We start from the raw sequence: 24,560 nt of genomic DNA on the forward strand, positions 1-24,560 counted from the left end.
CTTTTGTCTTAAAATTCCAAATTAATGCCGCCAGAAAAAGTACGCATGGTCGGGTATGAGTAGGCGCCGACTTCCCATCCACCCACCAATGATTGGCGGGGGTCAATGCCGGAGTGAGAAGTAAACATCAGTAGGTTGTCTCCGGATGCAAAAATTCTCAGCCTTTTTACCTTATACTTACTCAACCACGTTTCGGGAAAGGTGTACCCAATGGTGATATTCTTGAAACTCAAATACGAAGCGCTGAACATTGCCATATCGGTATACATCCAGCTACCAATGGTTGAGCCGTTTCCATAGGTGTTCCCATACATAAGCATGGGAAATTTCGCCGATGTATTTTCCGGTGTCCAGGTGTTTCCGATCAACTCGGCAGAAATTGCACTGCCTGGATTTTCACTGACATACAGGTTATTTGCATACTCGGTGCTCAAAAACTTTCCGCCCAGTTGATAGGCTAAGGCACCGTATAGATCGAAGTTTTTGTAACGCAGTGTAGTGCTGAATCCGCCAATCCAATCTGGCAAAGCACTTCCCATTTCATACCGACTGGCAAGGGAATAGTCGGTTGTCGTGAAGCTCTCCCCCACTTGGTAGTCGGGATACAAGCCAGCACTTGCCTCCGCTTGGGTAACCTGATGGTAGAATAAGGGCAATCCGGTCGCTTGATCCACTCCTCCGTACTTGTAAAGGTACATATTGAAATAGTCCTTATCGATACCTCTTAAATAGGTAATGTTGCCTACGGATCCCGTGCCTGCGGCCGACCATCCATCGATTCCTGAAGTCCAATTACCATTCAATGCATCGGATCCCACGCCATCCGGGACGGCCTTCAATACCGTTTTATAATGTGTTCCGTTGGTTGAAACGGTCCAGCCCCAGTCAGCGTTACGAATGATATCAACCGAAAGCTCGACTTCATAGCCACGGTTATTCAACTTAGCCGAGTTGGTAGAGATGGATGACTGCCCCTTTGAATAAGCAATGGGTTGGCTCCAGATCGCATTCTCCGTCGTGCGATTGTAAAAATCAACCGATCCGCGTACGCGACCCAGAAGGCCGAAATCGATACCGCCGTCGAACGTATTGATATTTTCCCATGTCAATTGATCATTTACATACCCATTCAGTGTCAGTGTATAAGACGCAGGAATGCCGGTTCCACTAGTGGTTTCTGTATACGTAGCACCGTATCCCCATGTCTGATATCCGGAATAGTTGGCGATGCCATTCTGATTCCCAATCACACCGTAGCTAGCCCGGAGTTTGAGGATATCCAACCAGCCACGGGTGTCTTCCATGAAACTTTCGCCATTGATACGCCATCCTGCGCCAACTGACCAAAACGTTCCCCAACGCTTGTCTTTCAGTTTAAACTTGGAAGAGCCGTCCCTTCTGACCGACGCCTGCGCGTAATACCGATCGTCGTAGATATAATTGACGCGACCGAAATAGCTTTCCATCCGACGTGTATCCAATGAGCCGCCGGGGCTGGAAAACGTGCCGCCGTTGTATCGACCAACGAAATTGACGAAACTCGGGAAGTTATCGATCAATCCGTAAGAAGAATTGTAATTCAACCCTTCAAAATTGAACGAATCGTACTCATGACCCAACAAGGCTTCTACGGAATGTGCACCGCTCACTTTGTTGTAATTAAGCAGTTGTTGTGTATTCAGAATGGTTACCGTTGAAAAGACTTTACCAAAGGCACCTACACCAGCGGCCTGCCCCGACTCACTGTTCCAATAACGAGTTCTCCGTTCGTTGTACTTATCCAGCGAGAAATTCACTGTAAATGTGAAATCTTTGAGGAAGTTGATCTGACCATACGTTCTTGTATTCCAGTCATCAGATACCCGAACATCCATATCGTTATCCAATACGGTGAGGATATTGGTCGTAGACAACGCTGACGATGTAGGCCCAAGCGGTGAATAGGTGTCGCCCGCCAGTACATGTACCTTTTTTGTCCCGTTTTCCATCACTACGTTGCCCGATTGGTCGTGTGCATACAACTGCGTCAACTGATTTTGCCCATTGATAAACCGGAAAACATTGGCTACCGCGCTGCCCGGATTTCTTCCAAAACGTGTTGCGGGCGACTGTGTGGTGCGGTTCGCAAAACCTACATTCGTACCAACTTTCAGCCAATCAAATAATTGTGCATCTACGTTGGCCCTGGCGTTATATCGTTCAAAGGCAGATCCCCGAATATAAGATGGATCTTCCAAATAACCTCCAGAGAAGAAATAATTTACACGATCGGTGCCTCCGGAAGCGGAAAGGTTATATTCCTGCCGCAATTTATTTTCAAGCAGGTATTTGTCGTAATTTTCGTCATAAAGCAGTTTAGCATTCGGATTCAGCTTTCCATCGGGATTAACCAGATAGGCTCCAGACATTGTGGAACTCGCGGATGCTCCGGAGCCCTTAGGCGTATACACCGCACCGGGAACGTCATAAAGCATCCAATTGCCTAAGTTGTTCCGCTGGAAATTGGAGGTTGATCCGACGTAATCGAACAAATGCGCACTGGCAAATTCAGCGGCATCTTGATGACTCATGTTGGGATTTTGGACATTGGTGGTGTATCCTTTGGAAATGCCCGATCCGTCTACTCCATATCGCACCGAGTTGTAGATCGAAAGCCAGGCAAACTCATAGAGGTCCTTTGGATCGGCTATTTTGTCGAACTGATACGGCCCGACCTGGTTCACACCTGTTTTTCCTTCAAAGGAAATCCTCGGCACGCCTTTATTCCCCCGTTTTGTCGTAATCAACACCACGCCGTTTGCCCCACGTGAGCCGTATAATGCGGTAGAAGCCGCATCTTTTAAGATGGTGACATTCTCGATATCTTTTGGATTAATTGTTGATAATGGGTTGTCGTTCTGGGCTGGAACACCGTCGATAACGACCAATGCGTTAGACGTATTTTGGCTCGCGGATCCCAGACCCCGAACTCGGATTCCCATGTCTACTCCCGGTTGGCCATCAACAGCTGACACCTGAATACCGGGCGCTGCCCCTTCCAATGCCCTACTTACCGTTGAATTCGACTGATTGGTAAGCGCTTTCGAATCAACCGTGGAAACCGATCCTGTCAGATCCCGCTTTTTGGTTGTTCCATAAGCCACCACAACTACCTCATCCAGGCCGGTGCTCATTTCCTCCAATTGGATCACCATGTCGGGGTTCGCTGCCTCCTCCCGTTCCTTGTAACCAATAAACGAAAAAACCAATATGTCACTGGCTATCGCTGTAATTCGGTAAGCGCCACTTCCATCGGTAACCGCATGCAATCCGGTGCGTTTGTTGGTCACCGTTACTCCTTCCAGGGGTTGACCATCCACGGTGGACACCACTTTGCCGGTCACTACAGACTGCTGGATTACAAGACTATGGTTCGGTGCTTTAGCCGATAACGACGATAGCAGAGCGAGTACCGCTTGCGTTTCGCTACGTTTCTTTAGTACCACATACCCCCGGTCCTTTTCCTCGTATTGGATCGCGAGCGGAGCGAATAACGTGTTCAACACATCAGAGGCTAGTTGCCGTTGCACATCGAGTGTCACATTTTCTGCTCCGTCCAATAGATTATTGGTATAAATAAAGCGGATATCTGTTTGCTCCTCGATCTGACGGAGTACTTGTGTAATCGGTCTATTTTCGATCGTAAGATCTATGCGTCGCTTTAATGACTGAGCATCAGCAGGATCGGCATACAACAGCCCTCCTCCTAACAGCAACGCAATCATATAAAAGAAAGTAATACGGATCATATGCCACAGTATGGCTTTTCCATACAATTGGATTTTCATATTTTTGTTTCGGTTTGGTTGGGAATTGTCAGTTCCCAAGATAAAGTACTACATTTTATTGAACCACCGTCCGGGTTCCGGTTGCAGCCAGAATCCGGACTCTTTTTGGGATATCATAACTTGGTTTCACTCCTTGTGATTGATAAGGGTGTATCCATCAAATCATAGGCAGCCTCCTCCTTTCAGTATGATTTTATTTTTTTCCTGCTTGTATTGAGCCCCCAGTGCGGCGGCTACCAACTCCATGCTGTATTCAAGCGGTTGATCGCTGAGGTTTGCACTGATCCGGCACGTGCTGTAACGATCTCCCTCCACTTCCACGGTAACACCGAATTTCATCGAAATGCGGCGTGCAACTTCCTTAAAAGGCGTATCATCAAACCACATGTTATAGGCGGTACCTTGTGTATATTCATTTTCTTGCAGCAGATCAAGCGTCTCCACGGGCTCCGCATCCGGTCTCAATCCACCGCTGGTCTTCAACCGTTGGCTGGACATCAACACAACTTCCGTGGTAGTCTTTGTTGTTTGAGTTTTATGTTCCGACTGTCGCTGTTGTTTGCTGACGGCTACCTTTCCGGTAAGCACCACCACTTCCATATCCTTCTGGTTGTCCGATTGCCGGATATTGAAACTTGTGCCCAATACGGTAGCCACATAATCTCCCACCCGGACGCTGAAGGGCCGACCGGCTATTTTGGATACTTCAAACAGGGCCTCTCCCGTCAACTCCACATTACGTGTATCGAAAGTTTTTAGGTAATGGAGGGAGGCACCGGGTTTTAACCAGATAATGGATCCATCGGGCAAAATCTCTTGCTTAATGGTAGCTCCGGCATGAACACGTATATGGGTAATCCATGGGCGATCATTGAATGCATTCTGATGATTCCAATAAAAAAGAAAAAGTGTGAACAACAAAGCGGCGGCAGCAGAATAGCGCCACCATACCGCACGGCTAGCTAGGCGTCGATCATCGGTTATCATTCCCGACGCCTCGATTTGCCGATAAAGACGGGTTCTCATCAAGGTCTCCCCTTCATCGGAATCAATTTCAAGCTTCGTATCGTCAAACGAATGGTACCATTGCTCAAACCTCTCCCGCTCTTCAGCACCTATTGTACCTTCCTGCCATTTTTTTGCTAATCGATTGACTTCCTGTGGGGTCATTTCCTGGCTTTTCTTATATAGCCAAGAAAAACCAGCATGACCCTACCTTTTATTGATTTTTTTTTGTGCTTTTCTATTTTTTCCCGCAAAGTCGCCACGACACTAAAGAAAACCGCTTCGCGGCTCTGCGCCTTTACGTGACTTTTTTAGCCACAAAACCCTACTTCGCGAGCAAACCCGAATTTTATCGTGCATCCCGTATAATAGTTACCAAGACGTTTGCGCAGCACCTTTAATGCTTTGGAAATATGCTTTTCAACCGCCTTTTCGGTCACTCCCAATTCCTGCGCAATTTGTTTGTTCGTATAATCGTCGTCGCGACTGAGACGGAAGACGAGTTGGCATTTTGGGGGAAGGCTATTAACGGTTTGTTCTAATTGTTGCTGGAGATATGCCAGATCGAAACTGGCTTTATCGTCGCTCACCGGCGGCCACAGCGACCCCAATTCGACACGCAACGTGTTCTCCCGCATGCGTTTCGCCCGGCGATTAATAATCTCAAACTTAACGGCTACCGCCAAATAATTCTCAAACGAGGCTTTTAACGTAAACGTCTCGCGTTTACGCCAAAGATTCAGAAAGATATCTTGCACCACTTCCTCGGCTTCCGGCATACTTCCCAATCGTTTAGCGGCCACGACAAGCAGCTTGTTCCAAAACCGATCGTAAATGAGCTTAAACGCATTGGAGTCACCTGCTTGCAGCAACGAAGCTAATTGTTGATCAGTCAAGATTGCGTAGTCTCTCTTCACGACTACGAAGGTAAGGATATTTCCGTGTTTGAGGAATCTCTCCCGTGCAGCTATTTCCGGCGCGGAACCAGCACTAGCACCACACCAGCTACTAAGATCACGCCCCCTACATAAGGCGGCCAGTTGACCTGTTCTTTTTTATCTGCCGAAATCTCCAATGCTCCAATATCAACCACCTTTTCTTCACGTGTAAATGAAAAGCCAGTCCATACCAGCATGACGATGCCGATGATGATCAAGATAATTCCGATTGTCCTTGCCATTTGATTACTGTTTGTTTGGAGTAATCAACAATGACAATCGGAAAATGTTTGGTTGGTTAGCCAACCGAAGGCAGGTTATTTCGCCGGTGTTATCGTTATTTTCCGGAATTCAACTCCCGTATGATCTCCCTGTATGTAAATCGGCCCAGGCTCCCCTTCATGACTGTCCAGCGCACCGCCGGTAATTCCGGGGATTTCCTGGTTACTGATAATTGTTTTGCCATTGGCCACTATGGTGACCATGCGGCCCCGCAGGGTGATTTCATATCTATTCCACTCATTTGGACCCAACGTTGCCATTTCACTGGGCGTCAAGAAACCATACACGCCTCCGAAATAATGCGACCCGGGATGCCTGTCTTTCGGGGAATCTTCAATCTGCACCTCATAACGTCCACGCAAATAAATACCCGAATTGGCTCCTTCTTTATAACGGAATTCGGCCACCAGTTTAAAATCCTCAAATTGCTGCTCGCTGATGAGGTTGGCTCCGCTTTCTTTATTGATCAATATACCGTCTTCAACCACCCATTGACTATTATCACCGGAAGTTTTCCACCCGGTTAGGTCCTTCCCGTTGAACAGGTCGATCGGTTCGCCCCACGTTGCATCGCCCGTTCTAACCAGATAAGGCGCTTTAACTCCAGTAAAGTTGAATGTATTTCCTTTGTTGGTTGTGATTGTACCGGTTATCCCATCTCCTTCCAGCTTCCCTTCAACGGTAAACAATCCGCCGCCGCCTTCCCACTGTGGTGGAATCTGGAATGAAAACACTCCGTCTTTTAGCGTAATATGGGAGACTGGGCGGCTACTTCCCGCATCGGCGACAAAGGCACCGACTAACACATCGAAACCCGACAAATCGACTTCCAACCAGGAAGGAACTTCTTTGCCGTCTTTATCTACGGTGATATCCCACCGCCCGATCACCCCTTCCGCTTCCTCGGGCACGACCTGTGTCGCCGCGTTATGTATCTCTTCTTCCTGTTTCTGCGTTGAAGTTTCGTTATTGCACGACATCATGCCCATTGTCAACAGACCGATCAAGGGGCCATATTTTGCACATTGTTTCAGCATATCTATAGGTTTAATTCATATCAGGGTGCTAATCTACAAAATTTCCAGTACCTAACGCGACGATTCGATCAAACTCCTCTTGCTTAAGCGGCATAACCGATAAGCGCCCCTGACGAACCAGTGCGATATCCTGAAGCAGCGGATCGGCTTTAATCGTTTCAAGTGTAACCGGCTTCTTCAAGGTTTCTACCGGAGCCAGATCCACTACCACCCACCGCTCATCAGCAGTGGTGGGGTCTTGGTAGTATTCCTTGACGACTTTGGCAATCCCTACCACTTCCTTACCCTCGTTGCTGTGATAAAACAACACCAGATCGCCCTTTTTCATGGCTTGCAGCGTATTACGTGCCTGATAGTTGCGCACCCCGTCCCAAAAAGTCTGTTTGTCCTTGAGAAACTTCTCCCAACTGTATTTGAAAGGTTCTGATTTAACTAAGAAATGATTCATTGTTTTACTTTTTTGCGGTTCTGCAAATTTGCGTCTTGCTAATTCTGCTTTTGGGTTACTTCCATCTTTTCTGCAAAATGATCGCAATAGTCGCGCAGGTCGCCGATCACAGCCTTTGCCATTTCGTCGTCGCCCGAAGCCCGGACAAACGTATCGCCCAAAGTCTGCAAAGTTTCATAGAAAAACCTTTTCATTTCATCCAACGGCATATCCTTCGTCCATAAATCGATACGCAGCGAGTTTTTATAATTGTGATCCCACAAGGCTAAAAACAATGCTTTTGCAGGCAGCGCTTCCTTATTCTCCCCGTCGGTAGATTCCCAGGTAATGCTATCCGGTACGTTATTGTCGTCCAGTTCGATCGTTAGTTTTATTTCTGCTTTTTTCATCCTATTAAATTTGTTTTTATCGGCGATGAAGCTGTCATGATTTAATTATTTCTCTGAGTGATTTTTGAAAATAATGACGGTTTCATATTTCGTTTTTTTAAATCACCATGCTCTCAATATCCAGATCGCCAACACCACAAACACCACGAAAATCCCTTCTGCAATCCATACACGTTTCAGGTCACGCAACATCAGCCTGAAAAACTGGTCAGCCACCACCAAGACCAACAAAAGTAAGAAAATCCAGCCAATGGTACCGATAGCAATCGCATCCGTGATAACCTGCGCCAGCAGCCAGGTCATCAGTAGCGCAGACGTGATATTCAACGGGGTGATTCTCAGCTTCTTCATTGTTTCTTTCTACTCCGGTTCGAATTGCGGGCTGAACCACTGCGTTTTTTATCGTTACGCCCCCGTTTACTCGTTTTTTGGTTAGCTACTTTCTTTTCATGGAACGCCCCCTTGAATTCCGGATCATCTTTCCTTTTCTGTGCGTCGATTTCGCGTGCCAGGGCCTGCCGCTCTTCGAAATCCGTTTTTTCAACAAATACGCCTTCGGGAATATCCACCCTAGGAATTTGCTGGCGGATCAATTTTTCGATTTTCCGGATGTAATATTCCTCCGCGGGGTTGCAGAAAGTGATGGCATCACCTTTTTGGGATGCCCTGCCTGTGCGGCCGATCCGGTGCACATAATCTTCGATCACAATCGGCACATCGAAGTTGATCACATGGCTGACATTACTGACATCTAGCCCCCGCGCGGCGACATCGGTCGCTACCAATATCCGGATGGCCCCGTCTTTAAACGCTTGAATGGAATTGATCCGCGTGTTCTGCCCTTTGTTTGCATGGATTACCCGTACGCTTTCCGCACCATACCTACGTTCGAGGAAATGAAAAACATTATCCGCCACGGTTTTGGTTTTGCAGAATATAATCAGCCGGTTTAATGTGTCGTCGTCTTTTAACAGGTATTGCAGCAGATTGATCTTAGTTTTTAAATTGGGTACGTAGTAAAGCGCTTGTGTGACCGTCTGTGCCGGCGTCGCCTGTTCTGTCACTTCCACAACGGTAGGAAAGGCCAGGAAATCGCCTGCGATCTTATGCACCAATTCGCTCATGGTCGCCGAAAACAACAAATTCTGCCGTTTACGCGGAACCACTTCCAATATACGATGCAATTTCCCGATAAATCCCATATCCATCATCTTGTCCGCCTCGTCCATCACCAAGACATTCAGGGACTTGGTCACGAGGTGGCCGGCAAGATAGAGGTCTAAAAATCTTCCGGGTGTAGCAACGAGAATGTCTACCCCCTTTTCCAATTCCGATAGCTGGGTTTTGGGCCCCAATCCGCCGTACAGTACCACCGTACGCAAATCGGTATAGGTCGCGAACAAGCGGATATTCTCCTCGATTTGCAAGGCCAGTTCGCGGGTAGGCGAAAGGATGAGTGCCCGGGCATCTTTTCCCTGCGCATATTTCAGCTTCATTAGGATAGGCAACACAAAGGCGGCGGTTTTGCCCGTACCCGTTTGTGCAATGCCCATTACATCCTGCCCGGCCAGTATCGGCGGAATGGCTTTTTGCTGGATTGGGGTGGGATTTGTGTAACCTGCTTCCTCAATCGCACTAAGGATCTGTTTATTAAACTTAAAATCCGCAAAGGTCTTCCGCTCCATTGGGCAAAGATAAGAAAACGAAGCCACGCCCCAAATGATGCAATGTTTACTACCTTTGAACAATCACCACTGACATCACTTCCGGTAATCGACAAGTGTCACACTCTTCCGTGAATTTTCGGGAAATTTAATCCGGTTGATTTCCTGGATGGAGGCAAACACAATCCTAGGGCTTACCCGTAGTTTGGCCCGGAAACGATCTTTGATTTTGAGTAGCAGATCTTCCGAAGCACGTTCCACTCCGACCTTCACCGTGATTTCGTCTTCGCCGAACTCATCCGACGAGATTTCAACCACATAATTTTCCACCTCCTCAAAGTCGTTCAACAAATCGAACAGCACGGGCGGATAAAGTGTCGTCCCTTTGTATTTGACCATTTGGTTTTTGCGACCGATAACGGGTCCGAGCCGTAGGGTGGTGCGCCCACATGCACAGGGCTCGTAATACGGCTGCACAATATCACCGGTCTTGAACCGCAATAAAGGCATCCCTTCCACACCCAACGTCGTAATCACCAGTTCGCCGGACTGCCCTTCCGGCACAGGATTACCATCGTTATCCACAAACTCGGTGATGATCAATGCCGGATGGTGGTGCCCTCCGACCCCTTGTTCGCATTCCGTGAATGCTGTGGCCATTTCGGTAGAAGCATAGGTAGAGAACAACTGGATATCCCAATGACGTCGGATGCGCTGCCCCAACGCATTGAAGGTAAAATCGGGAGTGCGCAATGGCTCTCCGATGCAGAGTGCTTTTTTGACGCTGCTCTTTCGATAATCAATGCCGTTGGCTTCGGCAAATTCGATCATCTTAAGCAAAAACGACGGCACACAAACCAACGCATCGGGCTGCACCCGGGCGATGGTATCCCACTGCAATTCGGGCACACCCGATCCGACCCGTACGATACCGATACCCGCCTTACGCGCGCCGAGGAAATAAGCTAATCCCGCCATGAAGCGGCGGTCGATGGTCGTAGTAAGCTGTAACGATTGTCCCCTTTGCAATCCCATGCATTGATACGACAATGCCTCATTGTAAGCAAGCCGATCCAAATCTCCATCGGTTAAGGCCAGGAGCACCGGATCACCCGATGTGCCGGACGTAGTCACATAGTCGGCTACCTGGGTGGTATCTACACAGCGGAAGGCCGGATTATGATCTTGCAGGTCTGCCTTGGTGGTCATTGGGATCCGCGTTAGGTCCTCCAGAAAACGGATCGCCCTGATATCGATACGATGATTTTTAAACAACGTCTGATAATAAACAGAATGGCTTTGAAGATACGCCAACAACTGTTGCAGTTTCTCCTCCTGAAACTGCTTAATCGTGCCCCTATCTGCTGTCTCGATTGCTGGTATCATTTTTTCACGCATTCATTTACTCCGTCGTACACACTGTCTAATTCGTTTCTCAATCAACCGGCGGTCCGGCTCCGTCGTGACTTCCTTACCGATCGCCGCCCGGAAATAATGCAACGCCTCTGTATGCTGCCCGTGCCTTCTGTAGTATTCGCCCACCAAAAAATGAGCTTTCCAGAAATCCGGATTGCGTGCAATGAAACCGGTTAATAGCGTATCGGCCATCTGCTCACCGTTTTCTACAGCGGCCTCCAAGGTACGTGTTTGGTGCCGAAATATTTCATAATTCTTAAAGGCGTCGGTATAGACAAAGGAATCCGCTGGGATGCGAAGACCCGCTTCGTCTACCGGCAATGCGATGGAAAGCGTATCCATGCGTGAAAATATGGTTTTTAAGTCGTACGCTACAAATGCACCCAGTTGATACGGATTAGCAGAAACCCAAAGCAACCGGTCTTCGGGCTGAAAGATGACTGCGTGATGGGCCAAAAGCTGATTAATGGCTTTTTCATTTCCATATCCCAGTTTGACATTGTCAATCCCCGAACGGTTGCGCAGTATAGCAGCCGCCAACGGAGGAGTGAGTGGAGGTGCCGAGGTAATAAGCTGATTGATACGCTTGAATCGGTATGTGGAATGACTTTCCTTCAATTGCTGCAGGTTGTTTTTATCCCCATCATAAGCCTGGCTTTGAAAATGATTAGCACAGATCAGCAAATCCGCATTATTCTCCACTTCATAGACGCCGAATTTCTTCGGCGACACCTCGATCAACACGGCTTTCTGATCGGCCGCGCTGCCTACCATGATCGATTCCGACACAAACACCTCGCGTTGTTCGGCAATGCGGATGGCCTCATCAATCGTCCCGGCATATTGCAGAATTTCACGGGCGACCAGCGATATCGGTGTCTTGGCTTTATGGGGTAAATCGGATTTGCCAGCATTGATGGTTACGGTCAGTCCTTTCTCATTCATGCCCGATACCGCACCTACCATACCTGCCCAGGTAACCATCGCGTGTTTGTACCCCCGGTCGGGATGGATGAAGCTCACCACTTTCTCCTCAGAAAATGCGTCGCCCACATAAAAATCGAAGTTCCGGCCGATTAATAGTTTTCCATCAGCCGTATGTGGTCCCCACGCGGCAAACGAAGTACAGCCTACGAGCGCCAAATCCCGCAGTGCATGTCCGATATCATGAGCACCGTGAAAATACAGCAGCCGTTTGTAAGGCGGTGCGATAAAATCATACGTATCGGAGGCCGAGCGCGAGAGCCCGTAAATCTCCGTTTGGTATTCAGCCGGCACGTAGTCGGTTAACCGGCGATTGAAAAACTTCAGGAATCCGCGTAATAACCATTGGCGAAACCGCGAAGGCACCAACTCCCGGATCTGGGAAACAAACGCTGCTTCCTGCTGGTCAAGTAGTTCTTTGGTAAGGATTCCATTGGTCAACCCCCTTTCCAGCGGTTCGCCCGATACATACAATTCCCAAATACCCTGGTCGTTTCTATGCAGCCTTCCGTGGGGCATGGTATAAAAATCGGCGGATACCGTTTCACGTTTCCCAACCTGATCCGTATACGATGCCATTGTGGGCAATCGCTGGGCACCACCACAAGCTGTAAGCAACAGTGAGGAGCATCCTACGAGAAGCGTATAGATTCTTTGCCTCATGACATACGGCTTAGCGCACGATTATACCGAAAGCTTACGGCAATAAGTGGGTTACCGCCCTTACCGCGCGATCGTGCTTTTTCACAAAGGGATTTTCCTTGTCCCAAACATATCCTGCTAAAACCGAACATACTTTACGGCGGACATCTTCATTGACTTCCGGATGAAAAATAAACTTTTGTAAATCCCCGGAATACCAGTCGCGTATATATGAACGGAATACATCGACACCCCAAAGCATATGTTCTTCGTACTCGTGTTCCCAGTCTACCACCTCGCCAGCCAGTTGCCTGATAGCCAATTTTGCTGATAATGCACCTGATTCGGTGGCAAAGCACACGCCCGACGAAAATACCGGATCCAGAAATTCGGCACTATTGCCCGTAAGGGCATAGCCCGTGCCATACAATTTTTTCACCGCCTTTGCATAGGATACGATTTTCTTGGGTTCAAACAGAAATTCCAATTCATCAAATCGTGCCCGATAGTAGTCCGATTGGCGGATGATATGCCGAAACGTATCTGCGTTATTACCTTGATCCAACGCTTCCAGGTGCTCCTTAGGGCAAACCAGCCCCAGTGACGAGCGGCCGTCGGAAAACGGAATCACCCAAAACCAAACCTTTTGATCAAGTATATCAAAAGTAATCATCGTTCCTTCTTCGCCCGAAGGACGACGAACGTCGTCGACATGCACAAACGTTGCTGCCATGGGAGGGAATGAAGAAGGTGCGTCCAAATCCAGCAGCCGGGGCAATACACGTCCGTAACCACTGCAATCGATCAGAAACCGCGCGTGAATTTCCCGTCGGTTTCCTGCTTCATCGCTCACCGTGGTCAATGAATCTGTCCCGTTGAACACCACATTTTCTACCGTGGTGCCAAACGCAATATCTACCCCCCGACGCTGCAAAACATCGGTCAGGGTTTTGTCAAAGTCGGCCCGGGGCAACTGCCATGTCCAATTCCACCCCTTCGAAAATTTCTGGCTGAAGTCAAACCAGCATACCTCACTTCCGCGGAGAAAACGGGCGCCGAATTTCTTTTCGAATCCTTTTGCTTCCACTTCTTCGACAAACCCGGCCTCATCAAAATGGTCCATGCATCGGGGTATTAAACTCTCCCCGATGACAAAACGCGGAAAGTGGGTCCGTTCGACAACCTTAACCTTAATTCCTTTCTGATGGAGAAGCGAAGCCGCTACGGCTCCAGACGGCCCGGCTCCGATCACTAAGACATCAACGTGCTCTGAAATCATTCTTGTAAATGGGATATGAACGGGCCAAACTTAGGCAAAGTTGCCTATAAAAGCAAGTTCTGAAATCTTCCGTACTTACCCCGAAATTTAGCGCATCACCGACTGCGCGCACAGCACTGCGTAAACAGCCCCGAAATATACCCCGAAGATTACGCAATCAGCAATTACATCTTTTGCGGTTAATTTCGGGGCATATTCAGAACTATTTAACAATTTTATTTATTTCTCTTTAATCCCGTTGCACGACTATTCGCAAATTTAATGGTATCGCGCATCATAAAGAAATTACCATTTAAAACAAGATAAACAGGTTGCACCCCACTATCCACATCTGGCAGTCTGGCCACGTAGCGTTGAAATTTCACAGCTGTCGATAAATTGCTAACTTCAGTGCCGGATGCAGGCTCAGGCAGAAATTGCCCAACCATCGGTCCTGTAGGTGAGTTCAATCGAACTTCAACTATACCATCTCCAGAACCCGACATTTCCAGTTGTCTGATGCCTCCTAAATCTACTTTTTCAAAAACAAGGTAATCCCCTGTTTTTACCATCAGTTCCAATTGGCCGCCTGTACTGGGTGTTTTTATATTCATGGATCCCTTACGCGAATCCGCACTTGAAAAAAGCATTTCCGGATTTCTTAAAATAACAACGCTGTCGGCATATACCGGAGGTACATCGTTAGCTCCGGTATCCGTATAACCCGCCTTCACCATGTAAACCGCTTCGACGTCGCCCTTTTGAGTCGTTTTATAGGTATCCTGCAACGGCAGGGATTTTTGCGGAGGCTCGCTCAAGCCAAGAATAAAATCCACCATCTGTTTTGCGACCTCGGGTGTCAAATCCGGATGGGCGCTCATCGCAACCGGTCCCCATATCCCACTGCCCCCGTTGATGATCTTTTCGGTTAAATAGTTAGAGGCATTCTTATCATGCTTATATTTTTCGGCAACCTGCTTAAAGGTTGGCCCTACAGATTCTTTACTGATTGCATGACATGAATAACAGTCACTCGCATTCAATTTCATTCCACCAAGCAGCATTTTGAAATCGGATGGTATTGACTGTCCGGGAACAGGATCGCCAAGCATAGGCTCATAACCGCCCGGCAAATAATCGATGGTTACAGTTACTTTGGCTGCAGCAATGCTGCCGTCGGCTGTGGATCCATCCTCTTTATCCGTTACATTTACCGCATAATCGATTACTCCATCGGGAAAGTAGAACGTTTGGTTACTTTTAATATCAAGTTGTACAAGTGGCGCATTATTACCTGCTTTTAGTTGAATGGAATCCCTGCTTTTGGCACCTTCCCGATCGGTTACTGTAAGCGTGGCCGTATACAAACCCGCTTGATCAAATGTCACTGACGGGCTGGCTTGTTGCAGCACTTGAGAGAATCCCTTTTCAGAAGTGACTCTCCACTCATACGTTAGTTCGTCGTCGTCATAGTCCCTGGACGCGGAACCTGACAAGGTCACCTTTAAAGGTAAAGCACCGGCTTTTCGATCGACATTCGCTTTTGCTATGGGAGCGCGATTGCCACCATTAAAATCGATGCGTACCAATTTTGCGTCATCGTTCGCCTTGAACCAGCCTTTACCATATTCCAATACATACAAACCACCATCCGGCCCAAATTGAATATCCATGGGCCCTGCAAATTCACTATTGGGCATAAAACGCTCCATAGATTGGTAGTTGCCGTTGTCATCCATGGTAACCACTAGAATCCAGTTCCTGATCCATTCGGTAATAAACCATTTTCCTTCATAATAATCGGGAAATGTGTTTTTCGCATGCTTGAAATCCTGTTTTCTAAAAACCGGACCTCCAACTGCCGAGCGGGCGCCCGTACCCATTTCCGGGAATTCCGCAGATTCAGCATAGGGATACCAGATAAACGCCGGTTGTGCCTGCGGAAGTTCTGTTTTTCCCGTATTTAAACGCGAATTATTTCGCGGTTTCATCGGATCGAACTTTTCACCTGATTTTTCCTGCGCGAAATCGTAATTCCAGTACGCTTTATTATTCCCAACAAAATAGGGCCAACCGTAATTGCCTGGTCCGCGGATTTGATTAAACTCATCTGCGGAAGCAGGCCCTCTATTCAGCGAATCTACCTTCGAATCAGGACCGACTTCGCCCACGTAGAGCCACCCCGTTTTTGTATCCATGGATAGGCGCCAGGGCTGGCGATGTCCCATCGAATAAATTTCGGGTCGTGTGTGTTGAGTTCCCTGAGGGAATAAATTCCCTTCAGGTATTGAATAGGTCCCGTCTGGCTCCGGGTGAATACGTAATACCTTCCCCCGTAGGTCGTTGGTGTTGGCAGCTGTGCGCTGGGCATTAAACGTCTCACGGCCTTTCCGCTCGTCGATCGGCGTATACGGCGTGGCCCGCGGACTTGTGTTATCACCTACGGTAACAAACAGGTCTCCCGTACCCCTGGGATCGAACAGCAGTCCGCCCCCGGTATGAATGCCATCTGTATTCTGATGTGGAATTTTCAGTAAGATTTTTTCAGAGGCCTTATCCAGCTGCATGTTATTCATTGTAAACCGGGAAACGTGGTAATTGGAGGTAGCATCGGGAAAACCCGGTTCCGTGTAAAACAGATAAATCCAGCTATTTTCATCAAACGCAGGATCAAGCGCTATTCCCAGCAATCCATCCTCGTATTTTGCCAAGACGGGAATGGATCCGACGGTGTTTACCTTTTTCGTTTGGGGATCATAAACCTGAACATTTCCCCTTCGTTCCGCAAAGAAAACACGGCCATCACTGGCAATAGCCATCTGCATGGGTTCATCCAGCTTCTCAGCCAATACCGTTTTGCTAAAACGGTTCTCTTCGGGCATCGACGTTGAATAATCCAGCGGTTTGGGGTGGTCACCGCCTACCACCCAGTCTAGCGCTGCCCAAAATTGTTTCAAATAAAGTGAATCGCTCCAGGTCTCCTTCGTGTGCCCCATTCCGATGTAATACGAGCGGCTACCTTCAAAATGATGATACCAGGCAATGGGATGTCCTTCCCCCATATTGCCTCCCTCATAGGTCTTTTCGTCCAGCGTAACAAGTATATTGATCTCCGGGCTAACATTCATAAAGTTATAATGCTCATCTGTATGGACGAAGCTGTCCGGTAAAAAGCTAGTGGCGGGAAAATCTTTATCAGCCGTTATGTAGGTAGCTTCCTGCACAGCAGGATGGCTATGAAAATAAGCTCCGATCAGCTTGTTATACCACGGCCAGTCCCGCTCCGCATCTACAGATGCATGCGTGGCAAGAAAACCGCCGCCGGCTTGGATAAATCTTTTGAAACTCGTTCTTTGCTCATCATTGAAGAGTGCACCGGAGACATTCAAAAAAATAACCGCCTGGTATTTTTTCAGATTACGTTCATTAAACGCCGTGGCGTCTTCTGTAGAATCAACAATAATGCCCTTTTCCTGCGCATTTTTAAACAGGACCTCATAGCCCGCATCGATAGCTTCCGTGTGCCTGTACCCCTCTGTCTTACTGAACACCAATATGCGCGGCTTAGTCTTTTGACAAGAGATGAATGAGCTTCCAATAATCCCGAATAAGAGTATTGGAGTATATAACCTGATAACCTTGGATTTCGACATGTAGAGAAACGTTAGAAATTGGTTCATTATTGTATAAATCTTGATAGGACTAATCGACTAATGCAAATGCCTTTTTCATCGCTTTGGCAGTTGCCGAGATAGCTTGTTCGTCGTTCATATTAGTTAATGCTTCGTTAAAAGGCTCTGCCTGAACAGGGCCATCGTATCCGATGGAAACCAACGCTTCCAAAAAAGATTCTGTATCGATAACTCCTGTTGCAAGCGGTAATTCCCGCTGGTAACCGGGTTGATTCTCCCAGGTAATCCCCTTGATTGCGTCATTGAGGTCGCACCCAACAATATCGCTGTTTTCAAGCGTTTTCAAATCAGCTACATTTTCGCCGGAAGTAAACCAGTGCGCTGTATCCAGGTGAAAACCTACGTTTGGCCGCCCGATAGCAGCAATGAGTTCCTTAGTCTCTGCCATCGTATGTATAAACGGAAATTTATTAGCTGACCAGATAGACTTGGGCCCTACATATTCCAATCCCAGACGAATATCCTGATCAGCTAAAATTCCCGCTATTTCCCGGAGCCTGGTTGCGGTCTGCCTGAAATTCTGCAGATAATTGAGCTCATCGTGGTTGGACATGATGTACGTCATCATTCTGTCGGCTCCGATTTTGTGCAGCACCTTTGCCATAGCGGGCAACTGTTCCAATCCTTTCCGATAGGTTTCTTCATCTTTTCGATATTCCACATACAAGAAGGAAACACCCCAGCTCAACTTCATCTTTTTCATCTCCTCCAGCAAAGCGTCCAATTCATGATCTGATTTTTCCATCAGATCGTTGGTAATCACCGATACCGACTCAAAACCGTACCGATGGGCTATTGTGCACAGATCGCGTTGCGTAACTAACTGCTCAACTCCGATTAAGTACGGATTCAGGCTCATGGTGAACTTTCGTCCCGGCAACACCGGAGTGCCCCCCTTGAGGAATAAGGGGGCCAAACCGATGAAGGATGCGCTTAGCGATTTTGCAATAAATACTCTTCTGTTATAAGACATAGGGCTTTTTTTAAGAGAGATAAACAGACTTTCGCTTATTCGATCAGCAAGTTTCCCAATAATTTTTTCATAAATTTCAAGCTTCTTTCTGCTTCATCTATTTTTCCACATTCTACGCTGAGAAAAATTTCCCGGTCTATCGGCTCCATAATTTCGATCACTTTATCCCATTCAACCATCCCTTCGCCGCAGGCACAGCCCACGGGCGTTCCGGTTACTTTCCCTCTTTCGTACTCACTGTGCTCCATGCTGATGTCTTTGGCATGAATATGCAATACATGATCCCTTACCTGTAACAAGCCCTCATACGGGTCTTCTTCGCCTGCTAAGTAAGAGTTTCCTGTATCCCAGTTAATACCGATCCAGGGCGATTTTACCAGATTGACAATACGCAGTAAGCCTTCGGCAGTTTTGGTATAAATTCCGTGTGGCTCGATACAGATGTATACCTTGTGCCGGTTGGCAACCAGATTTGCTTTTGTGAGGGAATACTTCATGGCGTCATGGGCAAATTCGTCATCCATCCAATCGGGCTTTACCATTTCGTCTGTATTCACAAAGGAGGCTTGCATGGCATCTGCCAATTGAATGGCCCGCGTAAGCCTGCTTACTGCTGCCTCCGGTTTCATTAGCGGACTGTGCCCGCTGATGCTGCTTACCCCGATGTTGTATTTATCACATATTTCTTTCATCAGCAACGAGTCTTCCTCCATGGAGAAAGAATGGAAATACTGCACTTCACTTAACAGCTCCCAGCCGGTATGTACCATAGGCTCTATGTATTTATACCCTATTTCCGATGCGATTTTTACGCCCTCCTCAAATCCCTTGTCTGCACTGCGACAGTACTCCATGTTTAAACTGATCCTGAACTTTGCCATATTATTTGTTTTATTTTTAAGTGTCTGTTAGAATGATTCCTGTCAATTAATAATTCGGATTTTGCGTGAGTTTTGAAACGCCGCCCGACGTGGTCAGATCAATCTGAGCCTGGGGGATGGGGTAATATTCATTTTTATTTTTTGTAAAGAATGCGCCGACCAAATCGGTTGTAAGATCAGCTTCGTAACGATAATAGGCAGCAAGCACCTGGTCTGCAATTCCCCACCTGGAGATATCGTAATAACGATGGCCTTCGAGGCCAAGTTCCAGTTTCCGTTCATGATAAATAGCCTTCAGTGCAAACGGTTTTCCCTGCACTGCAAAAGTGCCGGCGGGATAGGGGCTAACCTGGTAGTTGGCTGCGGGAGTGGTAGAACGCGGGCCAGTGGGATCTGCATCGTTTGCATATGTATATACCACGCTTTCTGGATTGGCTGCCCGCTGGCGCAAACGGTTTACATACTGTTCTGCTATACCAAGGTTACCCAGCTGGGCCTCTGTTTCGGCTGCTAGCAGGAGTACATCGGCAAACCGGATTAAATTCAGGTTGATGGCATTTCCCGGAGCCCAAGATGTATAATTACCATGCTGACCCTGCGTGGCCTGGCGGTGTACATTTTTCACCGGAGAGTAAGGTCCCGCCTCGGCCTGATCCCTTATCCACGCTTTGCCCTGATGTACCCCCCAATCGAGATAGGGAACGCCCCTACGGCCCACGGTCCAGTCGAGCCTCGGATCCAGGGGGCCGGTGTCGGGGATGAATGGTTGGTCGGAATTGATTCCCTGATCACTTTTTACCGGATGCCGATTGTACTCATCGAGGTAAGGAAGTCCCTGTCCATTCGTCCGGAATGAATTTACCAGATCCTGTGACGGAATGTAAATTCCGCAGCAAGAGAATATCGTCACCGGGTAATTCAACAGGTCGCCACCATTGGAGTTGGACACATCGTTGGTGCCCAGGTTGGGGGTCATCTGTACGACAAAAACCGATTCCTCGTTATTCTCGGTAGCCGCATCAAAATTATCCTGAAAAGCTTTGGTAAGATCGTAATTAATGCCTTTTGAATTTTTGCCTTGCGTAATTACCTGGTCGAAAATCAGTTTGGCTTCGGGCCATTTTTGCTGATAGACCAAGGCTTTCCCGAGGTATGAAGCCGCAGCCCATTTATTTGCACGTCCGATTTCTGTCCAGGATTCCGGCAGGTTGTTCATTGCAAAAGTGAAATCCGCCTCGATCATCGGCCAGATATCCTGATCGTTGGGTACATTGTAATCCGTCGTATTTTCGTCTACCCATGGCACCATGTTCCAGTTTTTTTTGAGATCGAAATAAAAATGAGAACGAAGGAATCGCGCCTGTGCTTCGATAGTACTTCGTTCTTCCGGCGACAGGTCGGTCGCTTTCGAGAGGATACGGATCACTGAATTGGCGCGGTTCACCCCTTCGTAGCACGACCGCCATTTGTTATTCAGGTAAGAATTGGATGGGTCCATGGCGTTCCACCGCTGATAGGGGATCATGGGTATTTCAGAACCGCCGCCCGCACCCTTGTGTGCCTCGCCACCTGCGATACTGCCCTGTAAAAAATTACTGGGCGAAGCTGACCAGCCCGATCCGCCTGCCAACGCGTCGGTGCCGCTCGAAACACCGTCCAGCGCCGCGTAGGCGCCGATCAGCAATGCATTTACTCCTTCCCGGGAGGTAAGAATGGATTCATTTAATGCGCCCTGAACGGGTTTTTCGAGTAATTCTTTTGTACATCCGATGACTAACAGCACCGTCGCCGCCACCAAAATTTTCACGAGGTTCATTATATTTTTCATTAGTTCGTTCTTTAAAGGTGATTCGTAATCGTTAAAATTGAAGATTCACGCCGATGATATATTGCCGGGGTTGTGCGTATCCCCCTTCATCAATACCAAAGCTGGTAGACGTTCCGGTGATTTCAGGATCGATACCGCTGTATTTTGTAATCGTAAAGAAATTAGCCGCCTGCAGATAAACCCGGATTTTTTCGATGCCGGCGTTTCCCAAACGCGTATTGGAGAAAACATACCCCAGTTGGGCGTTTTTTGCGCGCAGAAAAGAGCCATTTTCAATATAATAGGAATTCGGAGCGCTGCTTGTACCGAAAGAGGCTGTAGATTCCTGAATAGCTACCTTGGCATTTTGCCGCTCCGGTGTCCACGAATCGTACAGGGCAGTCTTACTTTTTGAGCCGGGGCCAAGCGTTGGCCAGAAATCTGTCCACCATTTGGTCTGGTTCCATATTTCATTTCCCTGTGATCCGAACAGGAAAATACTGAAATCGAAATTCTTGTATGCGAGGCCGATATTCAACCCATAGGTCAGTGAGGGATTGGGATTGCCTAGGAACGTGCGGTCGGCATCTGTGATCTGATTGTCGCCGTTGACGTCGGCATACCTAAAATGACCCGGACGTACATCATTTTGGTATACGGCCGACGGATTGTCCGTAGTTGTTTGTGCCTGGAGATCGGCCGCAGCTATTTCCTCCACACTGTTCCAGAAGCCCGCTATTTGATATCCGAAAAATGAAGAGACGGAGTTACCCACGGCATTTCGGATGATGTCTATGCCGAAACGTTTCGGGTCCGAGCCGAAATAATCGGAGATATTGCTCACCTTTGTTATCTTATTATTGTAAGTGGTTACGATAGCAGTGGTATTGAGCGTCAAATCCTTCGAGAGGTTAAAATTACCGGATACCGAGGCATCAATTCCATTATTATCCATACTAGCGATGTTGACATAGGGAACGGTGGAAGCACCTGCGGTTCCGGGAAATACCGGGTTAAATAAAAGATCCTTAATTTTCTTCGAGTAATAATCTACACTGATCTGGATTTTTCCGTTTGCAACGGCAGCGTCAAACCCGATATTGCTGTTGATATTACTTTCCCATTTCGCGGAAGGATTGCCAATGGTAGTCTGCGAAAATCCCGGTGTGAGCACAGTATTTCCGCCGGCTATATCGTAGTAGGTATTTGACCGGGTTCCACCGAATAAATAATAGGAGTTCAGCACCCCTACATTGGTCTGGTTACCCATGATCCCCCAGGATCCGCGCACCTTCAGGTCGTCTAACCAGGCGAAGTCTTCCATGAAACTTTCTTCGCTGAGGCGCCATCCGGCACTAACTGCCGGAAAAGTTCCCCATACGTTATCAACAAATTTGGACACCCCGTCTCTGCGCAGTGTTGCTCCCAGCAGGTATTTATCCTTGAATGCATAGTCCAGCCTGCCGAAAAAGGACAGCAGTGCAAACTCAGCGCGATCACTGGTTGCCGTTGGGGCCGCCTGTCCTGTTCCAAGCGTGGTAAAATCGGGATCAAAAACAAAATAATTTTGGTTGGAAGCTGAAAGCGTACGCAATACGTCGTTGTAGGATTCCATACCGGCCAGTACTTTCAGGGTGTGATCATTTCCAAGATCGGCCGTATAGGTAATCGTATTTGTGAGGGTCCAATTATAATATCCGGAAGGATTTTCTGTATACGTATTAGCTGAGGAATTCTCCGCGTTCTCGTACTCGGGGTAAACGAATGACCGTGCAAAGGTGCTTTGTAATTCGCCGCCAAATGAACTTCTGAGCGTGAGTCCATCGAGAATATCAATTTCGGCAAAAACATTTCCAAATAACCGGTTCTGCATGTTCCGGTTGTCTCCTGTGCGCTCGCGGATTGCGACGGGATTTCTTGAGTTGCCGAGTAATTGTCCGCCTACCGTAAACGATCCGGCGTAATTGCCCATAATATCCCGGACAGGAATAATCGGTTGTTGGCGAAACGCATGTCCGATTGCACTGCCCTCGGTATTGGTCCCACTGATCATATTGTTGGCGGTGACAAAGGCAAGATTTTGGCCTACCCGGATGCGCTTTGACACATTAAATTGTGAATTGGCACGGAGAGAATACCGCTTGAGGTAAGTATTGATCAGCATACCCTCCTGATCAAAATAGTTGAAAGAAAGCAAATAGTTCCCAGAAGGTCCGCCGCCACTCACTGAAATATTCTGATTATTAATAAGCGCGGGTTTGAAGATCTCATGATACCAATCTGTTCCTGCCTTGTTTGTCCTTACGATGCGGTACATCGAATTGAGTTCCGCAGGTGAAGTATAAAAGGGATTTACATTATACAGTGCAGGATCTGTAGACGGGTCTCCCTCCTTTGCGCCAACCGGCATGATGTAATCGGGTAATACCGGGCTAGTATTTTCGTTCCTGGCCCATCGTCCGTAAAGCGGATGTATGATTTCATCCCGATTATCCGTTTCATACACCTGCCATTGAAGGTTGGCCATCTCCTGGGGGGTCAACAAATCCCAGACGTTTCCGCTTTTTGGCGTCTGCATGCCTACATATCCATCATATTGCACGCGTGTTTTCCCTGTACCTCGCTTGGTGGTAATAATAAGCACACCATTATTTGCCCTTGATCCGTAAATTGAAGCAGAACCTGCATCTTTTAACACCTGCATTGATAAAATATCACTGGGGTTGATATCGCGGATATCATTGATAGGTATACCATCTACAATATAAAGCGGATTGTTGTTGCCGAATGTATTGATCCCTCTGATGGTGACCCGTGGACTCTCTCCCGGCTGACCGGAAGAAAGTACGTTAACGCCTGAAGCCTGGCCCTGCAGCTGATTGGCAAGCTGCCCGGTAGGCTGGCGGGTCATTTGTGTCACATCAACCACGGCAACGGCACCCGTCAGATCCTTCTTTCGTTGCGAAGTATAGCCGGTTACGACAACCTCTTCGATTGACGTTTCGATCGGTGTAAGCGTTGCTACGATATGTTGCTGGGTACCCACAACCATTTCCAATGGCTGAAAACCAATGCTGGAAATTTCGAGTGTATCGGTTGGTCCGGCAACGATTGAGAAAGAGCCATCTGGTCCTGCAGCCGTACCACCATCGGCGCCCTTTATGCGGATAGAAGCACCTTCAAGCGGTTCATGCTGTGAGTTGGTAACCTTACCATTAATTCTGGTTTGCGCGATCGCCGCACTTCCAGCCAAGAAAGAGCAAAGCCATAGCAATACTAACAGAAGTGATTTCATTTTAGTCATAATTGGCAAACAT

At 47.8% G+C, this 24,560-nt stretch carries 17 protein-coding genes; all 17 read right to left on the reverse strand.

The window, feature by feature from the left end:
* Positions 1-8: 8 nt before the first annotated feature.
* The 17 genes from BMZ56_RS05270 to BMZ56_RS05355 all read right to left on the reverse strand — a co-directional run bounded on the left by BMZ56_RS05270 (position 9) and on the right by BMZ56_RS05355 (position 24,538).
* Entirely contained in the window at positions 9-3,827 is a 3,819-nt protein-coding gene (locus tag BMZ56_RS05270; protein ID WP_245893087.1) for a SusC/RagA family TonB-linked outer membrane protein, read from the reverse strand.
* Between the two features lie 162 nt (positions 3,828-3,989).
* Complete coding sequence (locus BMZ56_RS05280; protein WP_090625106.1) at positions 3,990-4,997, reverse strand: FecR family protein; 1,008 nt, start codon at positions 4,995-4,997, stop codon at positions 3,990-3,992.
* Positions 4,998-5,143: 146 nt separating this feature from the next.
* Positions 5,144-5,749 carry an RNA polymerase sigma factor gene (locus BMZ56_RS05285; protein WP_177195039.1) on the reverse strand — a complete coding sequence of 202 codons (606 nt, stop codon included), beginning with the start codon at positions 5,747-5,749 and terminating at the stop codon, positions 5,144-5,146.
* Positions 5,750-5,799: 50 nt separating this feature from the next.
* Complete coding sequence (locus BMZ56_RS05290; protein ID WP_090625112.1) at positions 5,800-6,012, reverse strand: hypothetical protein; 213 nt, start codon at positions 6,010-6,012, stop codon at positions 5,800-5,802.
* Positions 6,013-6,087: 75 nt separating this feature from the next.
* Positions 6,088-7,089, reverse strand: a complete 1,002-nt coding sequence (locus tag BMZ56_RS05295) for a 3-keto-disaccharide hydrolase (protein WP_090625116.1) — start codon at positions 7,087-7,089, stop codon at positions 6,088-6,090.
* Between the two features lie 28 nt (positions 7,090-7,117).
* Positions 7,118-7,537 (reverse strand): EVE domain-containing protein, encoded by a 420-nt coding sequence (locus BMZ56_RS05300; protein WP_090625118.1) that lies wholly within the window; start codon positions 7,535-7,537, stop codon positions 7,118-7,120.
* Positions 7,538-7,575: 38 nt separating this feature from the next.
* Positions 7,576-7,926 (reverse strand): gliding motility protein GldC, encoded by a 351-nt coding sequence (gene gldC, locus BMZ56_RS05305; RefSeq protein ID WP_090625120.1) that lies wholly within the window; start codon positions 7,924-7,926, stop codon positions 7,576-7,578.
* Positions 7,927-8,028: 102 nt separating this feature from the next.
* The gene (locus BMZ56_RS05310) at positions 8,029-8,277 is read right to left on the reverse strand and encodes a hypothetical protein (protein ID WP_090625123.1); all 249 of its coding nucleotides are present in this window, start codon (positions 8,275-8,277) and stop codon (positions 8,029-8,031) included.
* Positions 8,274-9,611, reverse strand: coding sequence for a DEAD/DEAH box helicase (locus tag BMZ56_RS05315; RefSeq protein ID WP_090625125.1), 1,338 nt, complete (start codon positions 9,609-9,611; stop codon positions 8,274-8,276). Before BMZ56_RS05315 ends, BMZ56_RS05310 begins: the two co-directional genes overlap by 4 nt.
* Before the next feature lie 75 nt (positions 9,612-9,686).
* On the reverse strand, positions 9,687-10,976 hold the full coding sequence (gene flxY, locus BMZ56_RS05320) for a flexirubin biosynthesis putative acyl-CoA ligase FlxY (RefSeq protein ID WP_090625788.1): 1,290 nt from the start codon (positions 10,974-10,976) through the stop codon (positions 9,687-9,689).
* 12 nt (positions 10,977-10,988) lie between these two features.
* On the reverse strand, positions 10,989-12,653 hold the full coding sequence (locus BMZ56_RS05325) for a C45 family peptidase (RefSeq protein WP_090625128.1): 1,665 nt from the start codon (positions 12,651-12,653) through the stop codon (positions 10,989-10,991).
* 34 nt (positions 12,654-12,687) lie between these two features.
* The gene (locus BMZ56_RS05330; RefSeq protein ID WP_090625131.1) at positions 12,688-13,911 is read right to left on the reverse strand and encodes an NAD(P)/FAD-dependent oxidoreductase; all 1,224 of its coding nucleotides are present in this window, start codon (positions 13,909-13,911) and stop codon (positions 12,688-12,690) included.
* 215 nt (positions 13,912-14,126) lie between these two features.
* Entirely contained in the window at positions 14,127-17,441 is a 3,315-nt protein-coding gene (locus BMZ56_RS05335) for a ThuA domain-containing protein (RefSeq protein WP_177195040.1), read from the reverse strand.
* A 151-nt stretch (positions 17,442-17,592) separates the two neighbouring features.
* Positions 17,593-18,555, reverse strand: a complete 963-nt coding sequence (locus BMZ56_RS05340) for a sugar phosphate isomerase/epimerase family protein (RefSeq protein ID WP_090625137.1) — start codon at positions 18,553-18,555, stop codon at positions 17,593-17,595.
* 35 nt (positions 18,556-18,590) lie between these two features.
* Positions 18,591-19,436: a sugar phosphate isomerase/epimerase family protein gene (locus tag BMZ56_RS05345; RefSeq protein ID WP_143072856.1), complete on the reverse strand. Its 846-nt coding sequence runs from the start codon at positions 19,434-19,436 to the stop codon at positions 18,591-18,593.
* Between the two features lie 46 nt (positions 19,437-19,482).
* Positions 19,483-21,264 carry a RagB/SusD family nutrient uptake outer membrane protein gene (locus BMZ56_RS05350; protein ID WP_090625143.1) on the reverse strand — a complete coding sequence of 594 codons (1,782 nt, stop codon included), beginning with the start codon at positions 21,262-21,264 and terminating at the stop codon, positions 19,483-19,485.
* Between the two features lie 31 nt (positions 21,265-21,295).
* Positions 21,296-24,538, reverse strand: a complete 3,243-nt coding sequence (locus tag BMZ56_RS05355) for a SusC/RagA family TonB-linked outer membrane protein (RefSeq protein WP_218146469.1) — start codon at positions 24,536-24,538, stop codon at positions 21,296-21,298.
* Positions 24,539-24,560 lie beyond the last annotated feature (22 nt).

The organism is Parapedobacter indicus, assembly GCF_900113765.1.
In the GTDB taxonomy this organism is placed as follows: domain Bacteria; phylum Bacteroidota; class Bacteroidia; order Sphingobacteriales; family Sphingobacteriaceae; genus Parapedobacter; species Parapedobacter indicus.